The organism is Streptomyces sp. NRRL S-87, assembly GCF_000719335.1.
Classification (GTDB): Bacteria; Actinomycetota; Actinomycetes; order Streptomycetales; family Streptomycetaceae; genus Streptomyces.
The window spans coordinates 16,449-35,939 of record NZ_JOGB01000038.1 but is presented as its reverse complement, the minus strand read 5'-3'; the positions used below and the strand labels follow the sequence as shown (position 1 = coordinate 35,939).

General features: G+C 71.8%; 18 protein-coding genes and 1 pseudogene. 15 read left to right on the top strand and 4 right to left on the bottom strand.

Translation table 11 applies throughout. The features are described from left to right. Nucleotides 1–158 precede the first annotated feature (158 nt). The 6 genes from IF43_RS0123555 to IF43_RS0123530 all read left to right on the top strand — a co-directional run bounded on the left by IF43_RS0123555 (nt 159) and on the right by IF43_RS0123530 (nt 5,036). Nucleotides 159–728, top strand: coding sequence for a 2-oxo-4-hydroxy-4-carboxy-5-ureidoimidazoline decarboxylase (locus tag IF43_RS0123555; protein WP_234332510.1), 570 nt, complete (start codon nt 159–161; stop codon nt 726–728). A gap of 132 nt (nt 729–860) precedes the next feature. Next, nucleotides 861–1,241 (top strand): succinate dehydrogenase, cytochrome b556 subunit, encoded by a 381-nt coding sequence (sdhC, locus tag IF43_RS0123550; RefSeq protein WP_078910385.1) that lies wholly within the window; start codon nt 861–863, stop codon nt 1,239–1,241. Between the two features lie 5 nt (nt 1,242–1,246). Further along, nucleotides 1,247–1,726, top strand: coding sequence for a succinate dehydrogenase hydrophobic membrane anchor subunit (locus tag IF43_RS0123545; protein ID WP_030204079.1), 480 nt, complete (start codon nt 1,247–1,249; stop codon nt 1,724–1,726). Between the two features lie 26 nt (nt 1,727–1,752). Continuing rightward, nucleotides 1,753–3,507 carry a succinate dehydrogenase flavoprotein subunit gene (gene sdhA / locus IF43_RS0123540; RefSeq protein WP_030204078.1) on the top strand — a complete coding sequence of 585 codons (1,755 nt, stop codon included), beginning with the start codon at nt 1,753–1,755 and terminating at the stop codon, nt 3,505–3,507. Beyond that, the gene (locus IF43_RS0123535) at nt 3,507–4,265 is read left to right on the top strand and encodes a succinate dehydrogenase iron-sulfur subunit (protein WP_030204075.1); all 759 of its coding nucleotides are present in this window, start codon (nt 3,507–3,509) and stop codon (nt 4,263–4,265) included. The genes sdhA and IF43_RS0123535 overlap by 1 nt, the downstream gene beginning before the upstream one ends. 162 nt (nt 4,266–4,427) lie before the next feature. Further along, nucleotides 4,428–5,036, top strand: coding sequence for a Uma2 family endonuclease (locus tag IF43_RS0123530; protein ID WP_030204074.1), 609 nt, complete (start codon nt 4,428–4,430; stop codon nt 5,034–5,036). A gap of 25 nt (nt 5,037–5,061) precedes the next feature. On the opposite strand, the gene IF43_RS36805 is transcribed toward IF43_RS0123530, so the two are convergent. Then, on the bottom strand, nt 5,062–5,934 hold the full coding sequence (locus IF43_RS36805) for a L,D-transpeptidase family protein (protein ID WP_107048580.1): 873 nt from the start codon (nt 5,932–5,934) through the stop codon (nt 5,062–5,064). A 126-nt stretch (nt 5,935–6,060) separates the two neighbouring features. Here IF43_RS36805 and IF43_RS0123515 point away from each other — a divergent pair, with 126 nt between their 5' ends. The 3 genes from IF43_RS0123515 to IF43_RS41020 all read left to right on the top strand — a co-directional run bounded on the left by IF43_RS0123515 (nt 6,061) and on the right by IF43_RS41020 (nt 8,592). Then, the gene (locus IF43_RS0123515) at nt 6,061–7,641 is read left to right on the top strand and encodes a methylmalonyl-CoA mutase (RefSeq protein WP_030204070.1); all 1,581 of its coding nucleotides are present in this window, start codon (nt 6,061–6,063) and stop codon (nt 7,639–7,641) included. Between the two features lie 96 nt (nt 7,642–7,737). Then, the gene (leuE, locus tag IF43_RS0123510) at nt 7,738–8,385 is read left to right on the top strand and encodes a leucine efflux protein LeuE (protein WP_030204069.1); all 648 of its coding nucleotides are present in this window, start codon (nt 7,738–7,740) and stop codon (nt 8,383–8,385) included. Nucleotides 8,386–8,409: 24 nt separating this feature from the next. Further along, nucleotides 8,410–8,592 (top strand): hypothetical protein, encoded by a 183-nt coding sequence (locus tag IF43_RS41020; RefSeq protein ID WP_234332499.1) that lies wholly within the window; start codon nt 8,410–8,412, stop codon nt 8,590–8,592. Between the two features lie 8 nt (nt 8,593–8,600). On the opposite strand, the gene IF43_RS0123500 is transcribed toward IF43_RS41020, so the two are convergent. The 3 genes from IF43_RS0123500 to IF43_RS0123490 form a co-directional block, all read right to left on the bottom strand. Continuing rightward, complete coding sequence (locus IF43_RS0123500; protein WP_324605123.1) at nt 8,601–9,671, bottom strand: acyltransferase; 1,071 nt, start codon at nt 9,669–9,671, stop codon at nt 8,601–8,603. Between the two features lie 149 nt (nt 9,672–9,820). After that, nucleotides 9,821–11,197, bottom strand: a complete 1,377-nt coding sequence (locus IF43_RS0123495) for a polysialyltransferase family glycosyltransferase (RefSeq protein WP_030204067.1) — start codon at nt 11,195–11,197, stop codon at nt 9,821–9,823. After that, nucleotides 11,194–12,174, bottom strand: a complete 981-nt coding sequence (locus tag IF43_RS0123490) for a glycosyltransferase family 2 protein (RefSeq protein WP_030204066.1) — start codon at nt 12,172–12,174, stop codon at nt 11,194–11,196. The genes IF43_RS0123495 and IF43_RS0123490 overlap by 4 nt, the downstream gene beginning before the upstream one ends. A 208-nt stretch (nt 12,175–12,382) precedes the next feature. Here IF43_RS0123490 and IF43_RS0123485 point away from each other — a divergent pair, with 208 nt between their 5' ends. The 6 genes and pseudogenes from IF43_RS0123485 (at nt 12,383) to IF43_RS0123460 (ending at nt 19,426) form a co-directional block, all read left to right on the top strand. Continuing rightward, nucleotides 12,383–13,717 (top strand): DUF6716 putative glycosyltransferase, encoded by a 1,335-nt coding sequence (locus IF43_RS0123485; RefSeq protein WP_030204065.1) that lies wholly within the window; start codon nt 12,383–12,385, stop codon nt 13,715–13,717. After that, nucleotides 13,714–14,430, top strand: a pseudogene (locus IF43_RS0123480) (NTP transferase domain-containing protein); the annotation flags it as partial. The gene IF43_RS0123485 and the pseudogene IF43_RS0123480, both read left to right, overlap by 4 nt. A 174-nt stretch (nt 14,431–14,604) precedes the next feature. Beyond that, on the top strand, nt 14,605–15,519 hold the full coding sequence (locus IF43_RS0123475) for an N-acetylneuraminate synthase family protein (RefSeq protein WP_030204062.1): 915 nt from the start codon (nt 14,605–14,607) through the stop codon (nt 15,517–15,519). Nucleotides 15,520–15,581: 62 nt separating this feature from the next. After that, the gene (locus tag IF43_RS0123470; RefSeq protein ID WP_051795933.1) at nt 15,582–16,766 is read left to right on the top strand and encodes a hypothetical protein; all 1,185 of its coding nucleotides are present in this window, start codon (nt 15,582–15,584) and stop codon (nt 16,764–16,766) included. Nucleotides 16,767–16,903: 137 nt separating this feature from the next. Then, a complete protein-coding gene (locus tag IF43_RS0123465; RefSeq protein ID WP_030204059.1) occupies nt 16,904–18,148 on the top strand; it encodes an amidohydrolase in 1,245 nt (414 codons plus the stop codon). 219 nt (nt 18,149–18,367) lie between these two features. Continuing rightward, nucleotides 18,368–19,426, top strand: a complete 1,059-nt coding sequence (locus IF43_RS0123460) for a BMP family protein (RefSeq protein ID WP_030204056.1) — start codon at nt 18,368–18,370, stop codon at nt 19,424–19,426. Nucleotides 19,427–19,491: the final 65 nt, after the last annotated feature.

Genomic DNA, 19,491 nt, shown 5'->3' with positions numbered 1-19,491 from the left:
GCCCCAGCACACCACGCCTACCCGTGCGAGTGAAAATCCGCTGATTGAGCGCCCGGCCCGTATCGGCGCTCGGTAGCGTGGCGGCACACCCCCGTCGCGCCCCGAGGAGCCCCACGCTGTCCAGCCATCTCCCGGGACAGGTCCGCGGCAGCTCGGGGCTGACCCTCTTCAACGCGGCGACCCCGGAAGCCGCCGAGGAGGCCCTCCTCCACTGCTGCGGCAGCCGCCGCTGGGCGCACCGGGTCGCGGCCCACCGCCCGTACCCGGACCTGGACGCGCTGCTCGCCGCGGCCGACGAGGCGGCGTACGACCTCTCGCGGGCGGACCTGACGGAGGCGCTGGCCGACGAGTTCCCGGCCGAGCTGCACCGCGACGCGCTGCCCGCCGCCCATCTGGCGCTCGCGGCGGCCCAGGACGAGTACGAGCGGACGTTCGGTTACGCCTTCCTCATCTGCCTGGACGACCACCCCGCCGAGGAGCATCCCGACCAGGTGCTGGAGGCGCTCCACCGGCGGATGGCGAACGACCCCGAGGAGGAGCGCACGATCGCGGCCGAGGAGCTGCGGCGGCTGGCGCGCGGCCGGATCCTCGCGCTCGTCGGGACGCTCGTCGGCGCCGGCGTCCTCATGCCTTCCGCGGCACCCGCGCCCGGCCCGCCCGGAGGCGTGGGCGTACGCCCGAATTGGGCAGGTTCGGACCTGTCCGATAGCCCGTCCGTGCCTGTTTGATCACACCGCCGGACCCCGGGCAAAGGAACCGACAAGTCGTCGCTACGATGTCGGGGGCCGGTGGACCGTACCCGGCCGGGCCCGACCGACAACGAAGCCGGCGGCCCTCGCCTCGCTTCCGGAGGGTTTTCCGTGCCGGCTGGAACGCTGTACCGCGGCCGGGAAGGAATGTGGAGTTGGGTGGCTCACCGAGTCACCGGCGTCCTCATCTTCTTCTTCCTGTTCGTACACGTCCTCGACACCGCTCTCGTCCGCGTCTCCCCCGAGGCGTATGACGATGTCGTGGCCACCTATAAGACGCCGATCGTCGCGCTGCTGGAGTACGGCCTCGTGGCCGCCATCCTCTTCCACGCGCTCAACGGTCTCCGTGTCATCGCCGTGGACTTCTGGTCCAAGGGCCCGCGCTACCAGAAGCAGATGCTCTGGTCCGTAGTGGGCGTGTGGATCGTGCTGATGGCCTTCGCCGTCTACCCGATCCTCCACCACGCCTACCTCGAGCTGTTCGGGAAGTGACACAGATGTCCGCAGACACCTCTTCTTCCGCGATCGGCGCCGTCGAGGGCGTGAGCCTGTACGACGTCGACAACCCGGCGCCGTACATCGAGGCCCCGCGCAAGCGCACCGGCAAGACGCCCCGCGCCACCCGCGGCAACTTCGAGATGGCCGCCTGGCTCTTCATGCGCCTCTCGGGCGTCGTCCTGGTCGTGCTGGTCATCGGCCACCTGCTGATCCAGCTGGTGCTCGACGGCGGCGTGAGCAAGGTCGGCTTCGCCTTCGTGGCCGGCCGCTGGGCCTCCCCGTTCTGGCAGGTCTGGGACCTGCTGATGCTGTGGCTGGCCATGCTGCACGGCGCCAACGGCCTGCGTACCGTCATCAACGACTACGCGGAGCGCGCGAACACGCGGCTGTGGCTGAAGGGCCTGCTCTACACCGCCACGGTGTTCACCATCCTCCTGGGCACGCTGGTGATCTTCACCTTCGACCCGAACATCCGCTAGGCAACGGGGCTGAGGCGACACATCGCATGAAGATCCACAAGTACGACACCGTCATCGTCGGCGCCGGTGGCGCGGGCATGCGCGCCGCCATCGAGGCGACGAAGCGCAGCCGCACCGCGGTCCTGACGAAGCTCTACCCGACCCGCTCCCACACGGGCGCCGCGCAGGGCGGCATGGCCGCCGCGCTGGCCAACGTGGAGGAGGACAACTGGGAGTGGCACACCTTCGACACGGTCAAGGGCGGTGACTACCTGGTCGACCAGGACGCCGCCGAGATCCTGGCGAAGGAGGCCATCGACGCGGTCCTCGACCTCGAGAAGATGGGCCTGCCGTTCAACCGCACCCCGGACGGCACCATCGACCAGCGCCGCTTCGGCGGCCACTCGCGCAACCACGGCGAGGCCCCGGTCCGCCGGTCCTGCTACGCCGCGGACCGCACCGGCCACATGATCCTCCAGACGCTGTACCAGAACTGCGTCAAGGAGGGCGTGGAGTTCTTCAACGAGTTCTACGTCCTGGACCAGCTGATCACCGAGGTCGACGGCGTCAAGAAGTCCGCCGGCGTGGTCGCGTACGAGCTGGCCACCGGCGAGATCCACATCTTCCAGGCGAAGGCCGTCATCTACGCCTCCGGCGGCAACGGCAAGTTCTTCAAGGTGACCTCCAACGCGCACACCCTCACCGGTGACGGCCAGGCGGCCTGCTACCGGCGCGGCCTGCCGCTGGAGGACATGGAGTTCTTCCAGTTCCACCCGACCGGCATCTGGCGCATGGGCATCCTGCTGACGGAGGGCGCCCGCGGTGAGGGCGGCATCCTCCGCAACAAGGACGGCGAGCGCTTCATGGAGAAGTACGCGCCGGTCATGAAGGACCTCGCGTCCCGTGACGTCGTCTCCCGCTCCATCTACACGGAGATCCGCGAGGGCCGCGGCTGCGGTCCCGAGGGCGACCACGTCTACCTGGACCTGACGCACCTGCCGCCGGAGCAGCTGGACGCCAAGCTCCCGGACATCACGGAGTTCGCGCGCACCTACCTCGGCATCGAGCCCTACACGGACCCGATCCCGATCCAGCCCACCGCGCACTACGCCATGGGCGGCATCCCGACCAACGTCGAGGGTGAGGTCCTGTCGGACAACACCACCGTCGTCCCGGGCCTGTACGCGGCCGGCGAGGTCGCCTGCGTCTCCGTGCACGGCGCCAACCGCCTGGGCACCAACTCGCTCCTCGACATCAACGTCTTCGGCCGCCGCGCCGGCATCGCCGCCGCGGAGTACTCCGCCAAGGCCGACTTCGTCGAGCTGCCGGAGAACCCGGGCCAGCTGGTGACCGACCTGGTCGAGCAGCTGCGCAACTCCACCGGCTCGGAGCGGGTCGCCGACCTGCGCAACGAGCTGCAGGAGACGATGGACGCGAACGTGTCGGTGTTCCGCACGGAGCAGACCATCAAGACCGCGGTCGAGAAGATCGCGGAGCTGCGCGAGCGCTACAAGAACGTCTCGATCCAGGACAAGGGCAAGCGGTTCAACACGGACCTGCTGGAGGCCATCGAGCTGGGCAACCTGCTCGACCTGGCCGAGGTCATGGCCGTCTCGGCCCTGGCCCGCAAGGAGTCCCGCGGCGGTCACTACCGCGAGGACTACCCGAACCGCGACGACGTCAACTTCATGCGCCACACCATGGCGTACCGCGAGGTGGCCGCCGACGGCAAGGACTCCGTCCGGCTCGACTACAAGCCCGTCGTCACCACCCGCTACCAGCCGATGGAGCGTAAGTACTGATGGCCACCCCGACCCTCGACAAGGTGGAGGCGGAGTCCGCCGCCTCCCCGTACATCACGGTCACCTTCCGGATCCGCCGCTTCAACCCCGAGGTCTCCGACCAGGCGGAGTGGCAGGACTTCCAGATCGAGATCGACCCGAAGGAGCGCGTGCTCGACGGTCTCCACAAGATCAAGTGGAACCTGGACGGCACGCTCACCTTCCGCCGCTCCTGCGCGCACGGCATCTGCGGCTCCGACGCGATGCGGATCAACGGCAAGAACAGGCTCGCCTGCAAGACGCTGATCAAGGACATCAACCCGGAGAAGCCCATCACGGTCGAGGCCATCAAGGGCCTCACGGTGATGAAGGACCTCATCGTCGACATGGAGCCCTTCTTCCAGGCGTACCGGGACGTCATGCCGTTCCTGGTCACCAAGGGCAACGAGCCGACCCGCGAGCGCCTGCAGTCCGCCGAGGACCGCGAGCGCTTCGACGACACCACCAAGTGCATCCTCTGCGCCGCGTGCACGTCCTCGTGCCCGGTGTTCTGGAACGACGGCCAGTACTTCGGCCCGGCGGCGATCGTCAACGCGCACCGCTTCATCTTCGACTCGCGTGACGAGGCCGGCGAGCAGCGGCTGGAGATCCTGAACGACAAGGACGGCGTGTGGCGCTGCCGCACGACCTTCAACTGCACCGACGCGTGCCCCCGCGGCATCGAGGTCACCAAGGCGATCCAGGAAGTCAAGCGCGCGCTGATCACGCGCCGCTTCTGACCTTCCCGGTCCCGCAGGTCGTACGAGGGCCCCGTCCCCCGGTGTTTCCGACACCGGGGGACGGGGCCCTCGCCCGTTCGGGTGAGCGCGCCGGATCCGGCATCGGGGTCCCGGGGGCGCCCTACGATGATGCTCTCGACGGCAGCCCACGGGAGGCACGTGATGTCAGCAACACCCGCTGAGGGGCCCCACGGCGAATGGCCGCTCATCGACATGGCCAACCGGCTCATGGAGCAGAACCCAGGCGTCCGCGTCGAGATCATCGGAGGACAGATCCTCGTGTCGCCACCAGCGGACGGCGCCCACGCGCGAGCCCTGACCGACCTCATGCTCCCGTTCCTCACGGCCGGGCTGCACGGCGACGAGTCGCAGGTGCTGCAGGCCATCGGCCTCTGGTTGCCCGACGGGCGTGAGGACTACGCCATCCCCGATCTCTCCGTGGTCGACGCCGACCTCGAAGACCGCCACGTCGAGAACAACTGCTACGACCCCGTCGTCTTCCGCCTGGTGCTGGAGGTCACCTCCAGCAACTACAGGACCGACCTGCGCGACAAGGTCACCGCCTACGCCAACGCCAAGGTCCCCGTCTACGTGATCGTCGACCGGAGGCACAGCCGTCTGCACGTACTGACCGAACCGGCGCAGGACGACTACGCCACCCACCGCGTCCACGCGCCCGGCGAGCTCGTGACCCTGCCCGAGTCGATCGGGGCCGAGGTCACCCTCGACGTCGAGCAGATCCTGCGAGCCGCCGCCCCGCGGGCCGAGTAGCCTCACGGGGCGACGGACGCGACGGTCACCAGTAGACGACGACCTTGTCGCCGACCTTCACCGCGTCGAAGAGCTGGGACAGCTTCACCTTGTCGCGGACGTTGACGCAGCCGTGCGAGGCGCCGGCGTAGCCGCGGGCCGCGAAGTCGGCCGAGTAGTGGACCGCCTGGCCCCGGCTGAAGAACATCGCGTACGGCATCGGGGTGTGGAAGAGGGTCGACGTCCACTCCTTCGCCTTCCACTCCACGTTGAACAGCCCCTCGCGGGTGGGCGTGTTCTCGGAGCCGAAGCGCACGTCGAAGGCCATTTGCACCTTGCCGTCGATCATCCAGGCGAGGGTGCGGCTCTCCTTGCTGATGCACATCACGCGGCCGGTCAGGCAGCGCGCGTCCGGCTTGTCCAGCTCGTTGGTGGTCGGCGGGGTCAGCTCGTCCGCGGTCGGCTCGTGCGTCATCCCGAGCAGCTTGTCCCAGGTCTTCTGGTCGACGCTGCCGGTGGCGGTCAGCTGCCGCTTCGTCTGGAAGCCCTTCACCGCGGTCGCGGTCATGCTGCCGTAGAAGCCGGTGGGGGAGCGCTTGAAGTAGTCCAGCTGGCGCAACCGCGCCTGGAGCTCGCGGACCTGGTCGTTCTCGGTGCCCTCCGCCATGAGGGGCTTGTCCGCGGAGGCGGACGCGGAGGCCGACGGGGACGCCGAGTCCGAGGCGGACCCGGACGGCGACGCGGACTCCGACGCCGACGGGGTCGCCCCGCCCTTGTCGTCCTGCGACGGGCTGCTCGACGCGCCCGCACTGCCCCCGGACGCCCCCGCGGCCCCCGAGTCCTGCGGGCCGCAGCCCGTCACGACGGCCGCGGCGACGGCCGCCACCAGCGCGGCTCTGAAGACCTTCTGGCGGTACATGTGTTCCCCCCGTTTTCCGACTGTGTCCATAGGGATGCTTCCCGGGCCCTGAAGGTTGCGAATGGCTCCGGTGCGGGACAGGTTGTACCAGTACCCGGCACACCTCTTGATGGAGGAGCGGTAACGATGACGCGGCATTCCGAGTCGGGCCTCCCCCTCGAACCGGTCTACGGCCCGGACGACCTGCGCGGCTGGGACCCCGCCGAGCGCCTCGGCGCGCCGGGCTCGTACCCCTTCACCCGCGGCGTCTACCCCTCCATGTACACCGGACGGCCGTGGACGATGCGCCAGTACGCCGGCTTCGGCACGGCGGTGGAGTCCAACGCCCGCTACCGGCAGCTCATCGAGCACGGCACGACCGGCCTTTCGGTGGCCTTCGACCTGCCCACCCAGATGGGCCACGACTCCGACGCCCCGCTCGCGCACGGCGAGGTGGGCAAGGTCGGGGTGGCGATCGACTCGGTCGAGGACATGCGGGTGCTCTTCGACGGCATCCCGCTGGACCGGGTCTCGACGTCCATGACCATCAACGCGCCGGCCGCGGTGCTGCTCCTGATGTACCAGCTGGTGGCGGAGGAGCAGGGGGTGCCGGCCGACCGGCTGACCGGCACGATCCAGAACGACGTGCTGAAGGAGTACATCGCCCGGGGGACGTACATCTTCCCGCCCCAGCCCTCGCTGCGGCTGACCTCCGACATCTTCCGGTACTGCCGGACGGAGGTCCCCAGGTGGAACACCATCTCCATCTCCGGGTACCACATGGCGGAGGCCGGTGCCTCGCCCGTGCAGGAGATCGCCTTCACGCTGGCCGACGGGGCCGAGTACGTCCGTACGGCGGTGGCGGCGGGCATGGACGTGGACGACTTCGCGCCCCGGCTGTCCTTCTTCTTCGTGGCCCGCACGACGCTGCTGGAGGAGGTGGCGAAGTTCCGGGCGGCCCGCCGGATCTGGGCGCGGACCATGCGGGAGGAGTTCGGGGCGAGGGACCCCAAGTCCCTGATGCTCCGCTTCCACACCCAGACCGCGGGGGTGCAGCTGACGGCCCAGCAGCCCGAGGTGAACCTGGTGCGGGTGGCCGTGCAGGGGCTCGCGGCGGTGCTGGGCGGGACCCAGTCGCTGCACACCAACTCCTTCGACGAGGCGATCGCGCTGCCCACCGAGAAGGCCGCGCGGCTCGCGCTGCGCACCCAGCAGGTGCTGGCGTACGAGACGGACGTGACCGCCACCGTCGACCCGTTCGCCGGCTCGTACGCGGTCGAGCGGATGACGGACGAGGTGGAGGCGGCGGCCGTGGCGCTGATGGGACGGGTCGAGGACCTGGGCGGCGCGGTCAGCGCCATCGAGCGCGGGTTCCAGAAGGGCGAGATCGAACGGAACGCGTACCGGATCGCGCAGGAGACGGACGGCGGCGAGCGGGTGGTGGTCGGGGTGAACCGCTTCGTGCTCGACGAGGAGGAGCCGTACGAGCCGCTGCGCGTGGACCCGGCGATCGAGGCGCAGCAGGCGGCGCGGCTGGCCCGGCTGCGGGCCGAGCGGGACGGGGCGGCGGTGGACCGGGTCCTGGCGGACCTGCGCAGGACGGCCGCCGGCACCGGGAACGTCCTCTACCCGATGCGGGAGGCGCTGCGGGCGCGGGCCACGATCGGCGAGGTGTGCGGGGCGCTGCGGGAGGTGTGGGGGACGTACGTACCGGTGGAGTCCTTCTGAGGTCGGCGCGCCTCCCGGGGCACCCGGGTGTCAGGTGCCATCTCATGTGAGGGAACTGACATGGGCGGTGTCGGACCTGCGTGCGACACTCGCCGCATGCTGGGTGTCACCGACCTTCCGACCTACCTCGCCGGCCTCGTCCTGATCGTGCTGCTGCCGGGGCCGAACTCGCTGTACGTGCTGTCCGTCGCGGCCCGCCGCGGCGTGCGCTCCGGGTACAAGGCCGCCGCCGGCGTGTTCACCGGCGACACGGTGCTGATGGTGCTGGCCGCGGTGGGCGCGGCCTCGCTTCTCCAGGCCAGCCCGGTGCTGTTCGGGGTCGTGAAGTACCTCGGCGCGGGCTACCTCGCCTGGATGGCCGTGGGCATGATGCGGGCCGCGCGGACGATGTGGCGCGAGCGGGCGGCCCGGCAGGAGGAGATCATGACCGGCGAGCCGCCGGCCGACTCCGAGCACCCGTACCGGCGCGCGCTGCTGATCAGCCTGCTCAACCCGAAGGCCATCCTGTTCCTGCTGTCCTTCTTCGTGCAGTTCGTGGACCCGGACTACGCCTACCCGGCGCTGTCCTTCCTGCTCCTGGGCGTCCTGACGCAGCTGGCCAGCATGCTGTACCTCTCCACCCTCATATTCGGCGGCACCCGCCTGGCCGCCGCCTTCCGCCGGCGCAAGCGCCTCTCCGCGGGTGCCACCTCCGCCGTCGGCGTCCTCTTCCTCGGCTTCGCCGCGAAGCTCGCGACGGGCTGAGCTCGGTCCCAGGCGGGCATTCCCGTGTACCTGATTGCCGATCGTCGGCACGAGGAGGTCCTGCTGTGCACACGTCCGCGCAGCGGTGTGTACGCATCGCGCGAGGTGTTCAAGCGGGGCATGACCGTCTCCCCGCCCGAGACGCGGGGCGTGAGCGTTGAGCTGCTGGTCGACCGCTTGCTCGACGGTGCTGCCGAGAGCACCTGAGGCCCAGGTCAGCCCAGGCCCTTGCGCACGCGCGGGGTCAGGGGGCGTTCGACGTAGCGGTGCAGGAGCCAGGCCAGGGCCAGCATCAGGGCGAGCGTGGCGGCGAAGACGGCGGGCGCCGGGAGGTGCAGGGACCGGCGCAGGACGCGGATGACGGCCCAGCCCAGGTGCTCGTGCACCAGGTAGAAGGGGTACGTCAGGGCGCCCGCGACGGTGAGCCAGCGCCAGTTCGCCCTGTGCGTGCGGCCCACCGCGATCAGCGCCACGGCCGCGAAGCCGGCGGTCACCACGGCGACGATCACCGCCGCGCTGCGGTACGAGAAGAACCGCGGGTCGGGGGCGTGCCACAGGCCGGCCACCGCGTTGTGCTGGCCGATCAGCCAGCCCGTTGCCGCGACGCCCCAGGCGAGCACGTCCCGCCGGTCGCGGTGCACGAGGTAGAGGCCGATCCCGCCGATGAAGAACGGCGCGTACTCCGGCATCAGCGCCTGCGTCAGGAACGGCTGGTCCGCCGCGTCCGCGAGGGCCGCCGCCACCGTCCAGCCCCCGCAGAAGAGCAGCGTCCGCCGCCGCCCCCCGCCGGGGAGGACCACGAACAGCGCGAAGAGGGCGTAGAAGCGCAGTTCCGCCCACAGGGTCCAGCACACCCCGAGCACCCGGGGCGCGCCGAGCGGCTGCTGGAGCATGGTGAGGTTCACCAGGGCGTCGCTCAGCCCCAGGGCCCTGTACGGCAGCCAGGGCAGCGCGAACACCAGCGTGACGAGTGCGATCGCGGCCCAGTACGCCGGGTAGAGGCGGGCCACCCGCGAGGCGAAGAAGGCGCGCAGCGGGCGCCCCCATGCGCTCATGCAGATCACGAACCCGCTGATCACGAAGAAGACCTGCACGCCCAGGCACCCGTACGCCAGCCACGGCGAGGCCGCCGGGAACAGCTCCCGGGGCGAGGCGCCCCAGGAGCGGGCGATCTCCCCGTCCCGCCCGCCGTAGTGGTAGCCGGCCACCATCAGGGCCGCGACCAGCCGCAGCCCGTCCAGGGCGCGGAGCCGGGACCCGGCCCCCGGGGCGCGCCCCGAGGACACCCGGGGCGGGGGCAGCTCCGCCGCGGACCCAGCCGCGTCCGTGACCGTCCCCGACGCCGTCCCCGGAGCCGTCCCCGACGCCGTCCCCGGAGCCGTCTCCGCCGTTCCCGGAGCCGTCTCCGCCGTCCCCCCGGCCGCCATCCCGGCCGTCACCCCGCCGCCGTGCGCCGGACCGACCGCCGCAGGTGCTTCACGCGCCGGACCACCCGCCGCACCGCGGGGCTGCGCGGCAGGAAGGCGAGCTGCGAGGGCACCGCGCCGGGCAGGCCGAGCGCGGTCAGCCGCCGTCGCTTGAAGTACCGCCAGGTGCGCTCGTCGAGGTGCGCCGCCAGGTAGCGCTCGGCGTCCGGCCGCCGTGCCGCCAGGATCTGCGACTGCATCGCGTACCCGACCGCCGTGACCAGTCCGGACAGCTCCGCCGGCATCCGCTCGGCGGTGGGCGGGGCCCAGGCGCCGACCGCCGCCGCGTCCTCCAGCTCCGGCAGCAGCGCGTCGACCAGGGTCAGCGGCACCCGGTTGCTGTTCTGGTACGGGGCCAGCCGGTCGAGCAGCGGGCCGGTGCCCGTGCGCGCGGCGGGGATCCCGTACAGGGTGGCGGCGGTCAGCAGACCGGTGGAGAAGCAGCCCACCACGAGGGCGGGCCGGGCCCGCTGGTACAGCGTCTCGGCCAGCACCGGGGTGTCGACCACCGTCAGCGCCGCCCCGAGCCGCTCGGCCTCCTCCTCCACCCGCCGCGACCAGCGCGCCGGGGCGCTGGGGTGGGGCTTGAAGACCAGGTCGCGGTGGCCGAGCGCATGTGCGCCGCGGACCATCCGGACGTGCAGCTCCTCCTCTTCCTGCGGGCTGATCAGTTCGAGCGCCGACAGGTACTGGCCCAGCAGCAGCGCCCCGCCCGCGGCGGCGGGGGAGGCCGGGGCCTCTTCGGCGAGTTCGGCGAGCACCTTCAGGAACGACTCGGCCGGCACCAGCTCCGCCGGCACCCCGAACTCGGTGAGCAGCAGCGGTTCCAGCCCCGGTACGAGGTCCAGGTGCAGCAGTCGCCGCACCCGGCCGCCGATCTGCGGGTCCAGCTTGCTGCGGGTCGGTCCGTAGCTCATCAGCCCGTCGGCGTACACGTCGATCGGGGAGCCCGGGAACAGCTGCACCAGTGCCTGCGCGGGCGCGACCTGGAGGGACTCCACGACCAGCTCGACCCGGTCCTCGCCCAGCTCCCACAGGGCGCGCAGCTGCCGCTCCCACAGGGGGACGTCGTCGGGGCGGGGCAGCCAGCCGCTGGGGTGGAGCGGCTCGATGGTGGCGTTCCAGTCCAGTACGTCGTCGAAGCGGGCGGCCAGCAGCGCGAAACCCGGCGTGGCGGCCGGTCCCGGGGTGGTCTCGGGCACCGCGGCGTTGTTGCTGACCAGCAGGACGCGCCGGTCGGCGGCCGGGAAGCGGCCGGCGTCGAGGGCGGCGGCCAGGGTGGCCGCGCCGTACAGGGTCGAGGCCAGGAAGACCTGCGTCGTACGGGTCGCGCGGGCGGAATTCACGCACCCACCCCCGCGCCCACCGAGGCACGCCGACGGAGTCGGCGCAGCAGCACCGCACGGGGCACGTCCATGGAATCGAGCGCATCGTCGAGAACGTCCTGGGGCATTCGCCTCAGCGCGGCCGCGCTCATCGCACGGAGTTTTCTGGCCACGGCCGGTTCGAACCTTTCGATGGAACCCATATGGTGCGAAATAATTGCGCAATATGTGCGAACGGCCTTGGGGAGGAGGAGATCGGCGTCGCGGTCCGCAGCCGTTTCGGACACGACTTGATCGAATGCCCGGACGAAATCCAGCTGCCGCACGTCGCCGATCTGCGTGAGTGACGTCGCCACTCCGCGCCGGTAGAAGATCCCGGCCCGGCCGACGGCCGCGAACGACTCCGCCTCCCGGTGCAGCCGCCAGATCCACGGCCGGTCCTCGGCCGTCCGCAGACCGTCCGTGAAGTGCAGCAGCCCCCGGTCCTTCAGCCGCCGGTGGTACATCCCCGCCCAGGCGTAGGGGTAGTCCACCGAGGTCGAGCGGTCGGCCGGCAGGATCGCCTCCCGCGGCACCGACACCTCGCCCTGCGGGCCGTGCGGCACGCGCTGCACCAGCCGGTTCCGGCCGGTCGACCGGACGTGGTCGACGCGGACGAAGTCGCAGCCCAGGGCCTCTATTTCGGCCAGGACGCCGGCCAAATGGCCGGGTGCCAGCCAGTCGTCCCCGTCCATGAACGTCAGGTACTCGCCGCGGGCCGCGTCCAGCCCCGTGTTGCGGGCGGTGGCCAGCCCGCCGTTCTCCTCGTGCCGGATGAACACCGCCCCGGGCAGCTCCCGGGCCGCCCGCTCCAGGAGCTCCGGCGTCCCGTCGGTCGACCGGTCGTCCACGAGGACGAACTCGAAGTCGTCCCGCGCGTTCGCGCGGAGGCTTCGCAGGGCGTCTGGCGCATATGTCTGCACGTTGTAGAACGGCACGACGACGGAGAGCTTGACCACCTGCCCGACACTAGGACGTGGCGCGGCATTCACCATGGACCGGGCGGGGACTGCACGTGAACGAAGAATGGCAGGATGGTTAACCCGGTCGGGCTGCCGGTAATTCCGGGGCCGCCGCGATCGTATTCGCATCGTGTCGGCGGGCTGTTAACCCCCTGTTGTCGGTCAGTTGGGCCGATCACCGGAATTCCCGCATAGCTTCACCGACGTGCCAGCAAGGACCAGTGGCGAAAGCCCCCGCGGAAAGACGCGGGTCGCCGTACTCGCCGATTCCGACACGCGATGGAAATGGGGCGCACTCACCGCGCACCGCCTCGCCCCCGACCTCCACCTCACCGGTTTCCTGCTGCGCGGCCGGGCCACCCCGACCCCGCGCCAGCTCGGTGAAGTGGGCGTCCGGGCCGACCGGTTGACCGAGGTGACGTGCCCCGAGTTCCTCGCGGAGCTGGAGCGCGAACCGTACGACGTGGTCGTCCTCGCCCTCGTCGGCGGCGCGGTCCAGGCGGTGCTGCACGGCGCCCGCGCCCTGTGGCCCGAGCCGGGTGAGCGCCCCGTCCTCGTCACCGGCTACGTCGGCGTCGTGTACGAGAAGCTCGCCGACGGACTGCTCCTGCGCCACGGAGCCGACCTCGTCCTCGCCAACTCCCGCCACGACGCCGACCGGTTCCGCGCCGTGTACGAGGGAGTGGGCGCCGACGCGGCCGCCGTCACCGAGACCGCCCTGCCCTTCCTGGGCGGCGCCCCGTACGACGCCGCCGGCGACCGCCCGTACACCGTCGTGTTCGCCGCCCAGCCCTCCGTCCCGGAGAGCCGCGCCGACCGCACGTACCTGCTGCGCCGGGCCGTCGAGCACGCCCGCCGGCACCCGGACCGCGAGGTGCTGCTCAAGCTGCGCTCCAAGCCCGGCGAACACACCACACACCTCGAAGAGCTGCCGTACCAGAAGCTCGTGGAGAAGCTCCCCGGGACCACGGCCAACCTCCGCCTGGTGTACGGGAACATGGGCGAGGTCCTGGACCGCACCGACCTGCTCGTCACCGTCAGTTCGACGGCCGCGCTCGAGTCGCTGCACCGGGGCGTCCCCACCGCCGTCCTCACCGACCTCGGCGTCCGCGAGGCCCTCGGCAACCACCACTTCGTCGGCTCCGGCTGCCTCGCCAGCTGGGACCAGCTCGACGAGGGCCACCGCCCGAAGCCCGACCCCGACTGGTTGGCCCGTCAGGGCGTGGCCGCCGACGGGCCGTACGAGCGGGCCTTCGACACCGCGCGCGAGCGGCTCGCAGCCCTGGCCGCGCTCCCCGAACTGCCCGCCCCCGCCCCCTACTACACGTGCGCCACCGCCCCCGGCTACCTGCCGGGCATCCTCGCCCGCCAGCACCTCGGCACCGACGGGCGCCCGCTGCCCGGCGCGGTCCGGCCCGCCACCGGGGAGTCCCGGCTGCGGCGCGCCGCCCGCTCCTGGCTGCGCGACGCCGCCCGCGGCGCCTACCGGCAGGGCGTCCAGCGCGTGGCCCCCGTCATCCGGCGGATGGGAGACCTGTGAGCACCCCCGCACACCCCGACCGAAGCCCCCGCGTCCTGGCCGTGATCCCCGCCCGGGGCGGTTCCAAGGGCGTCCCGGCCAAGAACCTCGCCCCCGTCGGCGGACTGCCGCTGGTGGCCCGCGCCGTGCGGGCCTGCCGGGCGGCCGCCGAGGTCACCGACGTGGTCGTCTCCACCGACGACGCGGCCGTCGCGGCCGCCGCCCGGGAAGCCGGCGCCGAGGTCGTCAGCCGCCCGGCCGAACTCTCCGGCGACACCGCCACCAGCGAGTCCGCGGTGCTGCACGCCCTCGACGCCCACGAGGCGCTGCACGGGCGGCCGGCCGACGTGGTCCTCCTCGTCCAGGCCACCAGCCCGTTCCTGACCAGCGAGGAGATCGACGGGGTGGCGGCCGCGGTCGTGCGCCGGGGCGCCGACTGCGCGCTCACCGTCGCCCCCTTCCACGGCTTCCTGTGGCGCGAGTCGGCCACCCCGGCCGGCCGCAGCGGGTACGGCGTCAACCACGACGAGGCCCACCGGCCGCGCCGCCAGGACCGGCCCGAGGACCTGCTGGAGACCGGCGCCGCGTACGCGATGTCCGTCCCCGGCTTCCGTACGGCCCGGCACCGCTTCTTCGGGCACATCGTGCCCGTCCGCACCGACCCGGCCCGCGTGCTGGAGATCGACGACCCGCACGACCTGGACCGGGCCCGCGCCCTGGCCCCGCTCCTCGACCCCCCGCCGGACGCCATGCCCGCGCCCCGCACCCCGGCGCTCCGCACCCCGGCGCCCTGACCGGCCCCGAACCGGGCCCGCCCCCGCACGCCCCGACCCGAGACACGCCCCGACCCGAGACACCCACCGACCCCCTGAGCACGCCCCGTACCAAACCGAAGGACGTCATCTGCCATGACCGCCTCCACCGCCCGTCTGCGCACCCTCGGCCCGCACACCGCCGGACCCGGCCGCCCCGTCTACGTCGTCGGCGAGATCGGCATCAACCACAACGGCGACCTCGGCAACGCCTTCGCGCTGATCGACGCCGCGGCCGACGCGGGCTGCGACGCCGTCAAGTTCCAGAAGCGGACCCCCGAGGTCTGCACCCCGCGCGACCAGTGGGAGATCGAGCGCGACACCCCCTGGGGCCGCATGACGTACATCGACTACCGGCACCGCGTCGAGTTCGGCGAGGACGAGTACCGCGCCATCGACGAGCACTGCGCGAAGCGCGGCATCGCGTGGTTCGCCTCCCCCTGGGACGTCGAGTCCGTCGCCTTCCTGGAGAAGTTCGACGTGCCCGCCCACAAGGTGGCCTCCGCCTCGCTGACCGACGACGAGCTGCTGCGCGCCCTGCGCGCCACCGGCCGCACCGTCATCCTCTCCACCGGCATGTCCACGCCGAAGCAGATCCGCCACGCGGTCGAGGTCCTCGGCAGCGACAACATCCTGCTCTGCCACGCCACTTCCACGTACCCGGCCAAGGCCGAGGAGCTCAACCTCCGCGTGATCAACACGCTCATGGAGGAGTACCCGAACGTCCCGATCGGCTACAGCGGCCACGAGACCGGCCTGCAGACCACCCTCGCCGCCGTCGCCCTCGGCGCCTGCTTCGTCGAGCGCCACATCACGCTCGACCGCGCGATGTGGGGCTCCGACCAGGCCGCCTCCGTCGAGCCGGGCGGCCTCGCCCGGCTGGTCCGCGACATCCGCACCATCGAGACCGCCCTCGGCGACGGCGTCAAGAAGGTCTACGCGTCCGAGCTCGGCCCGATGAGGAAGCTGCGCCGCGTCCAGGGCGAGGTCGCCGAGCTCGCCGGCGTCTGACCCCCACCCGCCGCACCCGGCCCGCTCCGCACCAGGAGCACGAGCACAACCAGGAGAACACGGTGACAGCGCACGCGACCGCCGAGGCGAGCACGCTCGCCCTCGTGGAGAGCCCGGTCCAGCTCCTGAACGTCCTGGAGTGGGCCCACGCGGAATCCCGGGCACGAGCCGCCGCCCGGCAGGGGGAGCGGTCCCCGCTGCCCGGCGTACCCCCCCAGCCCGCCGGCGGCAGCACCCGGCGCGCCGCGCCCCTGCCCGGCCTGCGCGTCGTCGTGCTGCCGCCGGTGGACCCCATGTCGCGCGGCCAGCTGCGGCGGATGGCCGCCCTGGCCCGCGACGAGGGGCACACGGTGCAGTGGCAGGAGGCCCGCGGCGGGGCGCTGGCGCCCTTCCGGGCGCTCGGCTCGCTGCGCGGGGCGGTGCGCCGGGCCGAGCGGCTCGTGGTGGGCGACCCGTTCTCGCGGTTCGTCCAGCTCCTCCTGACCTCCGTACGGGCCCGGGAGCTGGTGGTCGTCGACGACGGCACCGCGACCATGGAGTTCGTCGGGCAGATCGCCCGGGGCGAGCGGCTGGTGCGCTGGCACCGGGTGGGCGCGCAGGGCCTGCCCGGCAAGGTCAAGGAGCTGGCGTACGCGCCGGTGTCCGCGCAGGCGCGGCGCCGGTTCACCCCGGGGCGCTCCGGCCGCCGCCGGGTCACCGTGTTCAGCGCGATGCCGGTGACCGCCCCGGAGGGGGTGGAGCTGGTCGCGAACGAGTTCGCCTGGACCCGGTCCGCCTTCGGGCCGCCGCGGCTGTGCGCGGGCACGGACCTGGTGGGCACGTCGCTGGTGGAGACCGGCGTGGTCGCGCACGAGCGGTACGTCGAGGCGGTCCGGCGGCTGGCGGCCGTGCACGGGGCCACCCGTTACTTCGCGCACCGCCGGGAGGGCGCCGAGAAGCTGCGGGCGCTCAGCGAGGCCACCGGGCTGGAGATCGTCCGGCCCGACCTGCCGCTGGAGCTGATCGCCCGGCGCGGGCCCATCGGTCGTACGATCGTCAGCTTTCCGTCTACGGTCGTCCACACCCTGCCCTACGCACTGGCCGGCACCGGGGTGACCGTCGCGGTGTGCGACATCGACCCCGGCTGGCTCGCCGGAGCGGCCTCGCCGAGGGCCCAGAGCTTCCTCGCGGGGGTCACCGACACCGCCCGTGACGTGCGAAGGCTCGCCACGACAGGCGGAGCTTCCACTTCCGCCGCGGCCGGATGAGCGGCGGAGTTTACCCCCAGGACACGTAGGTCATGCACCCACCGGCCGGGTTTTCTTACCCTAACGGGCTGAACTTTTCATGATCTCCAGCCAGATGGCCGTCAAGTGCGCCTAGGCTTCAACGGGTGAACCAGTTGATGTCCCGCGACCCCCAGACCGCCCTGCCCGGAAACCCCGAAGAGCCCTCCCTGCCGGGTCGGCTCCCGGAGAGCCTGCGCGCCGAACTGATCGCGTTCCGCCGGGACTTGCACATGCATCCCGAGCTGGGACACCAGGAGTTCCGCACCACCGCAGCGATCAAGGCCAGACTGGAGAAGGCGGGCCTGAAGCCCCGCGTCCTCGAGACCGGCACCGGGCTGATCTGCGACATCGGCACCTGGGACGGCAAGCGGCCGATGCTGGCCCTGCGCGCGGACATCGACGCCCTGCCCATCCCGGACGCCAAGGCGCACGCGCCGTACCGCTCCACCGTGCCCGACCGGGCGCACGCCTGCGGTCACGACGTCCACACCACCACGGTCCTGGGCGCCGGCCTGGTGCTCGCGGCCCTGCACCGCCAGGGGCTGCTGCCCCGCCCCGTACGGCTGCTCTTCCAGCCCGCCGAGGAGGTGCTGCCCGGCGGCGCGACCGACGCGATCGAGTGCGGGGCGCTCGACGGGGTCGGCCAGATCATCATGGTCCACTGCGACCCGCGCGTGGACGCCGGGAAGATCGGCCTGCGGGCCGGGCCGGTGACCTCCGCGTGCGACCGGCTGGAAATCACCCTTGAAGGCGCCGGCGGCCACACCGCCCGTCCGCACCTGACCACCGACATGGTCACCGCCGCCGCCCGGGTGGCCACGGACGTGCCCGCGCTGCTCTCGAGGCGGGTGGACACCCGCTCGGGCCTCGCCGTGACCTGGGGCAAGATCGCCTCGGGCCACGCCTGCAACGTGATCCCGATGACCGCCGAGCTGTGCGGCACGGTCCGCTGCCTGGACCTCGCCGCCTGGCACGACGCCCCGGACCTGATCCACGCGGCCATCGACGAGGTCGCCTCGATGCACCGGGCCAAGTCGGAGATCAACTACGTCCGCGGGGTGCCGCCGGTGGTCAACGACCCGGGGGTCGCCGACCTGCTCCGGGACGCCATGGTCGCCCGGCGCGGCCCCCACTCCGTCGAGGACACCGACCAGAGCCTGGGCGGCGAGGACTTCGCCTGGTACCTCGAGCACGTGCCCGGCGCGCTGGCCCGGCTGGGCGTCCGTACGCCCGGGGACCCCGTCAAGCGCGACCTGCACCGCGGCGACTTCGACGTCGACGAGTCCGCGATCGCCGTCGGCGTCGAGCTGTTCACGGCCGCCGCGCTGCTCGACGGGCGGCGCGCCAGGCCCGGCGGGTGAAACTCACACCACGTTCTCCCGGGCCGCCCGGCGGCCCGGGAAACCCCTGGTACAACGCGGGTTCACGTCTGATGGGTTACTGATCGGTCACTGTCCGGTTCACGACGATCCGATAACAGAAGCTGAAGGGGTCTTTAACTGACATCTACGCGCGTTACGATCGCCGCGAAACCAGCGCCGGTCAGTGGCGCTTCGGTCAGGTTTTGAAGGAGCCTCCCCTTGCGCCGGATCACCAGGATCGCAACCGTGAGCGTCGCGTCCGCGGCCCTCGCCCTTACCGCCACCGCCTGCGGCGGCAAGAAGTCCACGGACGCGGGTTCGTCGGAGTCGTCGACCGGTTCTTCCACCGCTGCCATCGCCTACGACATCGGCGGCCGCGGCGACCAGTCCTTCAACGACGCCGCCTACGCGGGTGCCGAGAAGGCCAAGTCCGACCTCGGCATGAACGTCAAGGAGGCGGAGCCGACCGAGGGTGAGAGCGACGCCGACAAGGTGCAGCGCCTCACCGAGCTGGCCCGCTCCGGCGCCAACCCGGTCATCGGCGTCGGCTTCTCCTACGCCCCGGCCATCAAGAAGGTCGCCCCGAAGTTCCCGAAGACCACCTTCGGCATCGTCGACGACACCTCGGTGACCGGCAAGAACGTCGCCAACCTGGTCTTCAACGAGGAACAGGGCTCCTACCTCGCGGGCGTGGCCGCCGCCAAGGCGTCCAAGACCGGCAAGGTCGGCTTCATCGGCGGTGTCGAGGTTCCGCTGATCAAGAAGTTCGAGGCCGGGTACATCCAGGGCGTCAAGGACACCAACCCCAAGGCCGAGGTGCTGACCCAGTACCTGTCGCAGCCGCCGAACTTCGAGGGCTTCTCCAAGCCCGACCTCGGCAAGGCCGCCGCCCAGGGCCAGCTGTCCAAGGGTGCCGACGTGATCTACGCCGCCGCCGGTCTGGCCGGTTCCGGTGCCATCGAGGCCGCGTCGACCGCGGGCAAGTGGGCCATCGGCGTCGACTCCGACCAGTACAACCAGGCCGGTCTGGCGAAGTTCAAGAACAACATCCTGACCTCGGCGACCAAGAACGTCACCGGCGCCGTGTACGACCTGATCAAGTCGGTCAAGGACGGCAAGCCGGAGGCGGGCGAGATCCGCTACAACCTGGCCAAGGGTGGCGTCGGCCTGACCGACTCGAACCCGGAGTACAAGAAGATGGCCGACTTGACGGCCGCGGTGGAGAAGGCCAAGGCCGACATCATCGCCGGCAAGGTCCAGGTCAAGACCGCTCCGTAAGGACGCGATCTGCCGGGGTCCGGAGGGCTGGCAGCAGCCACCTCCGGGCCCCGGGCCGTGTTTGC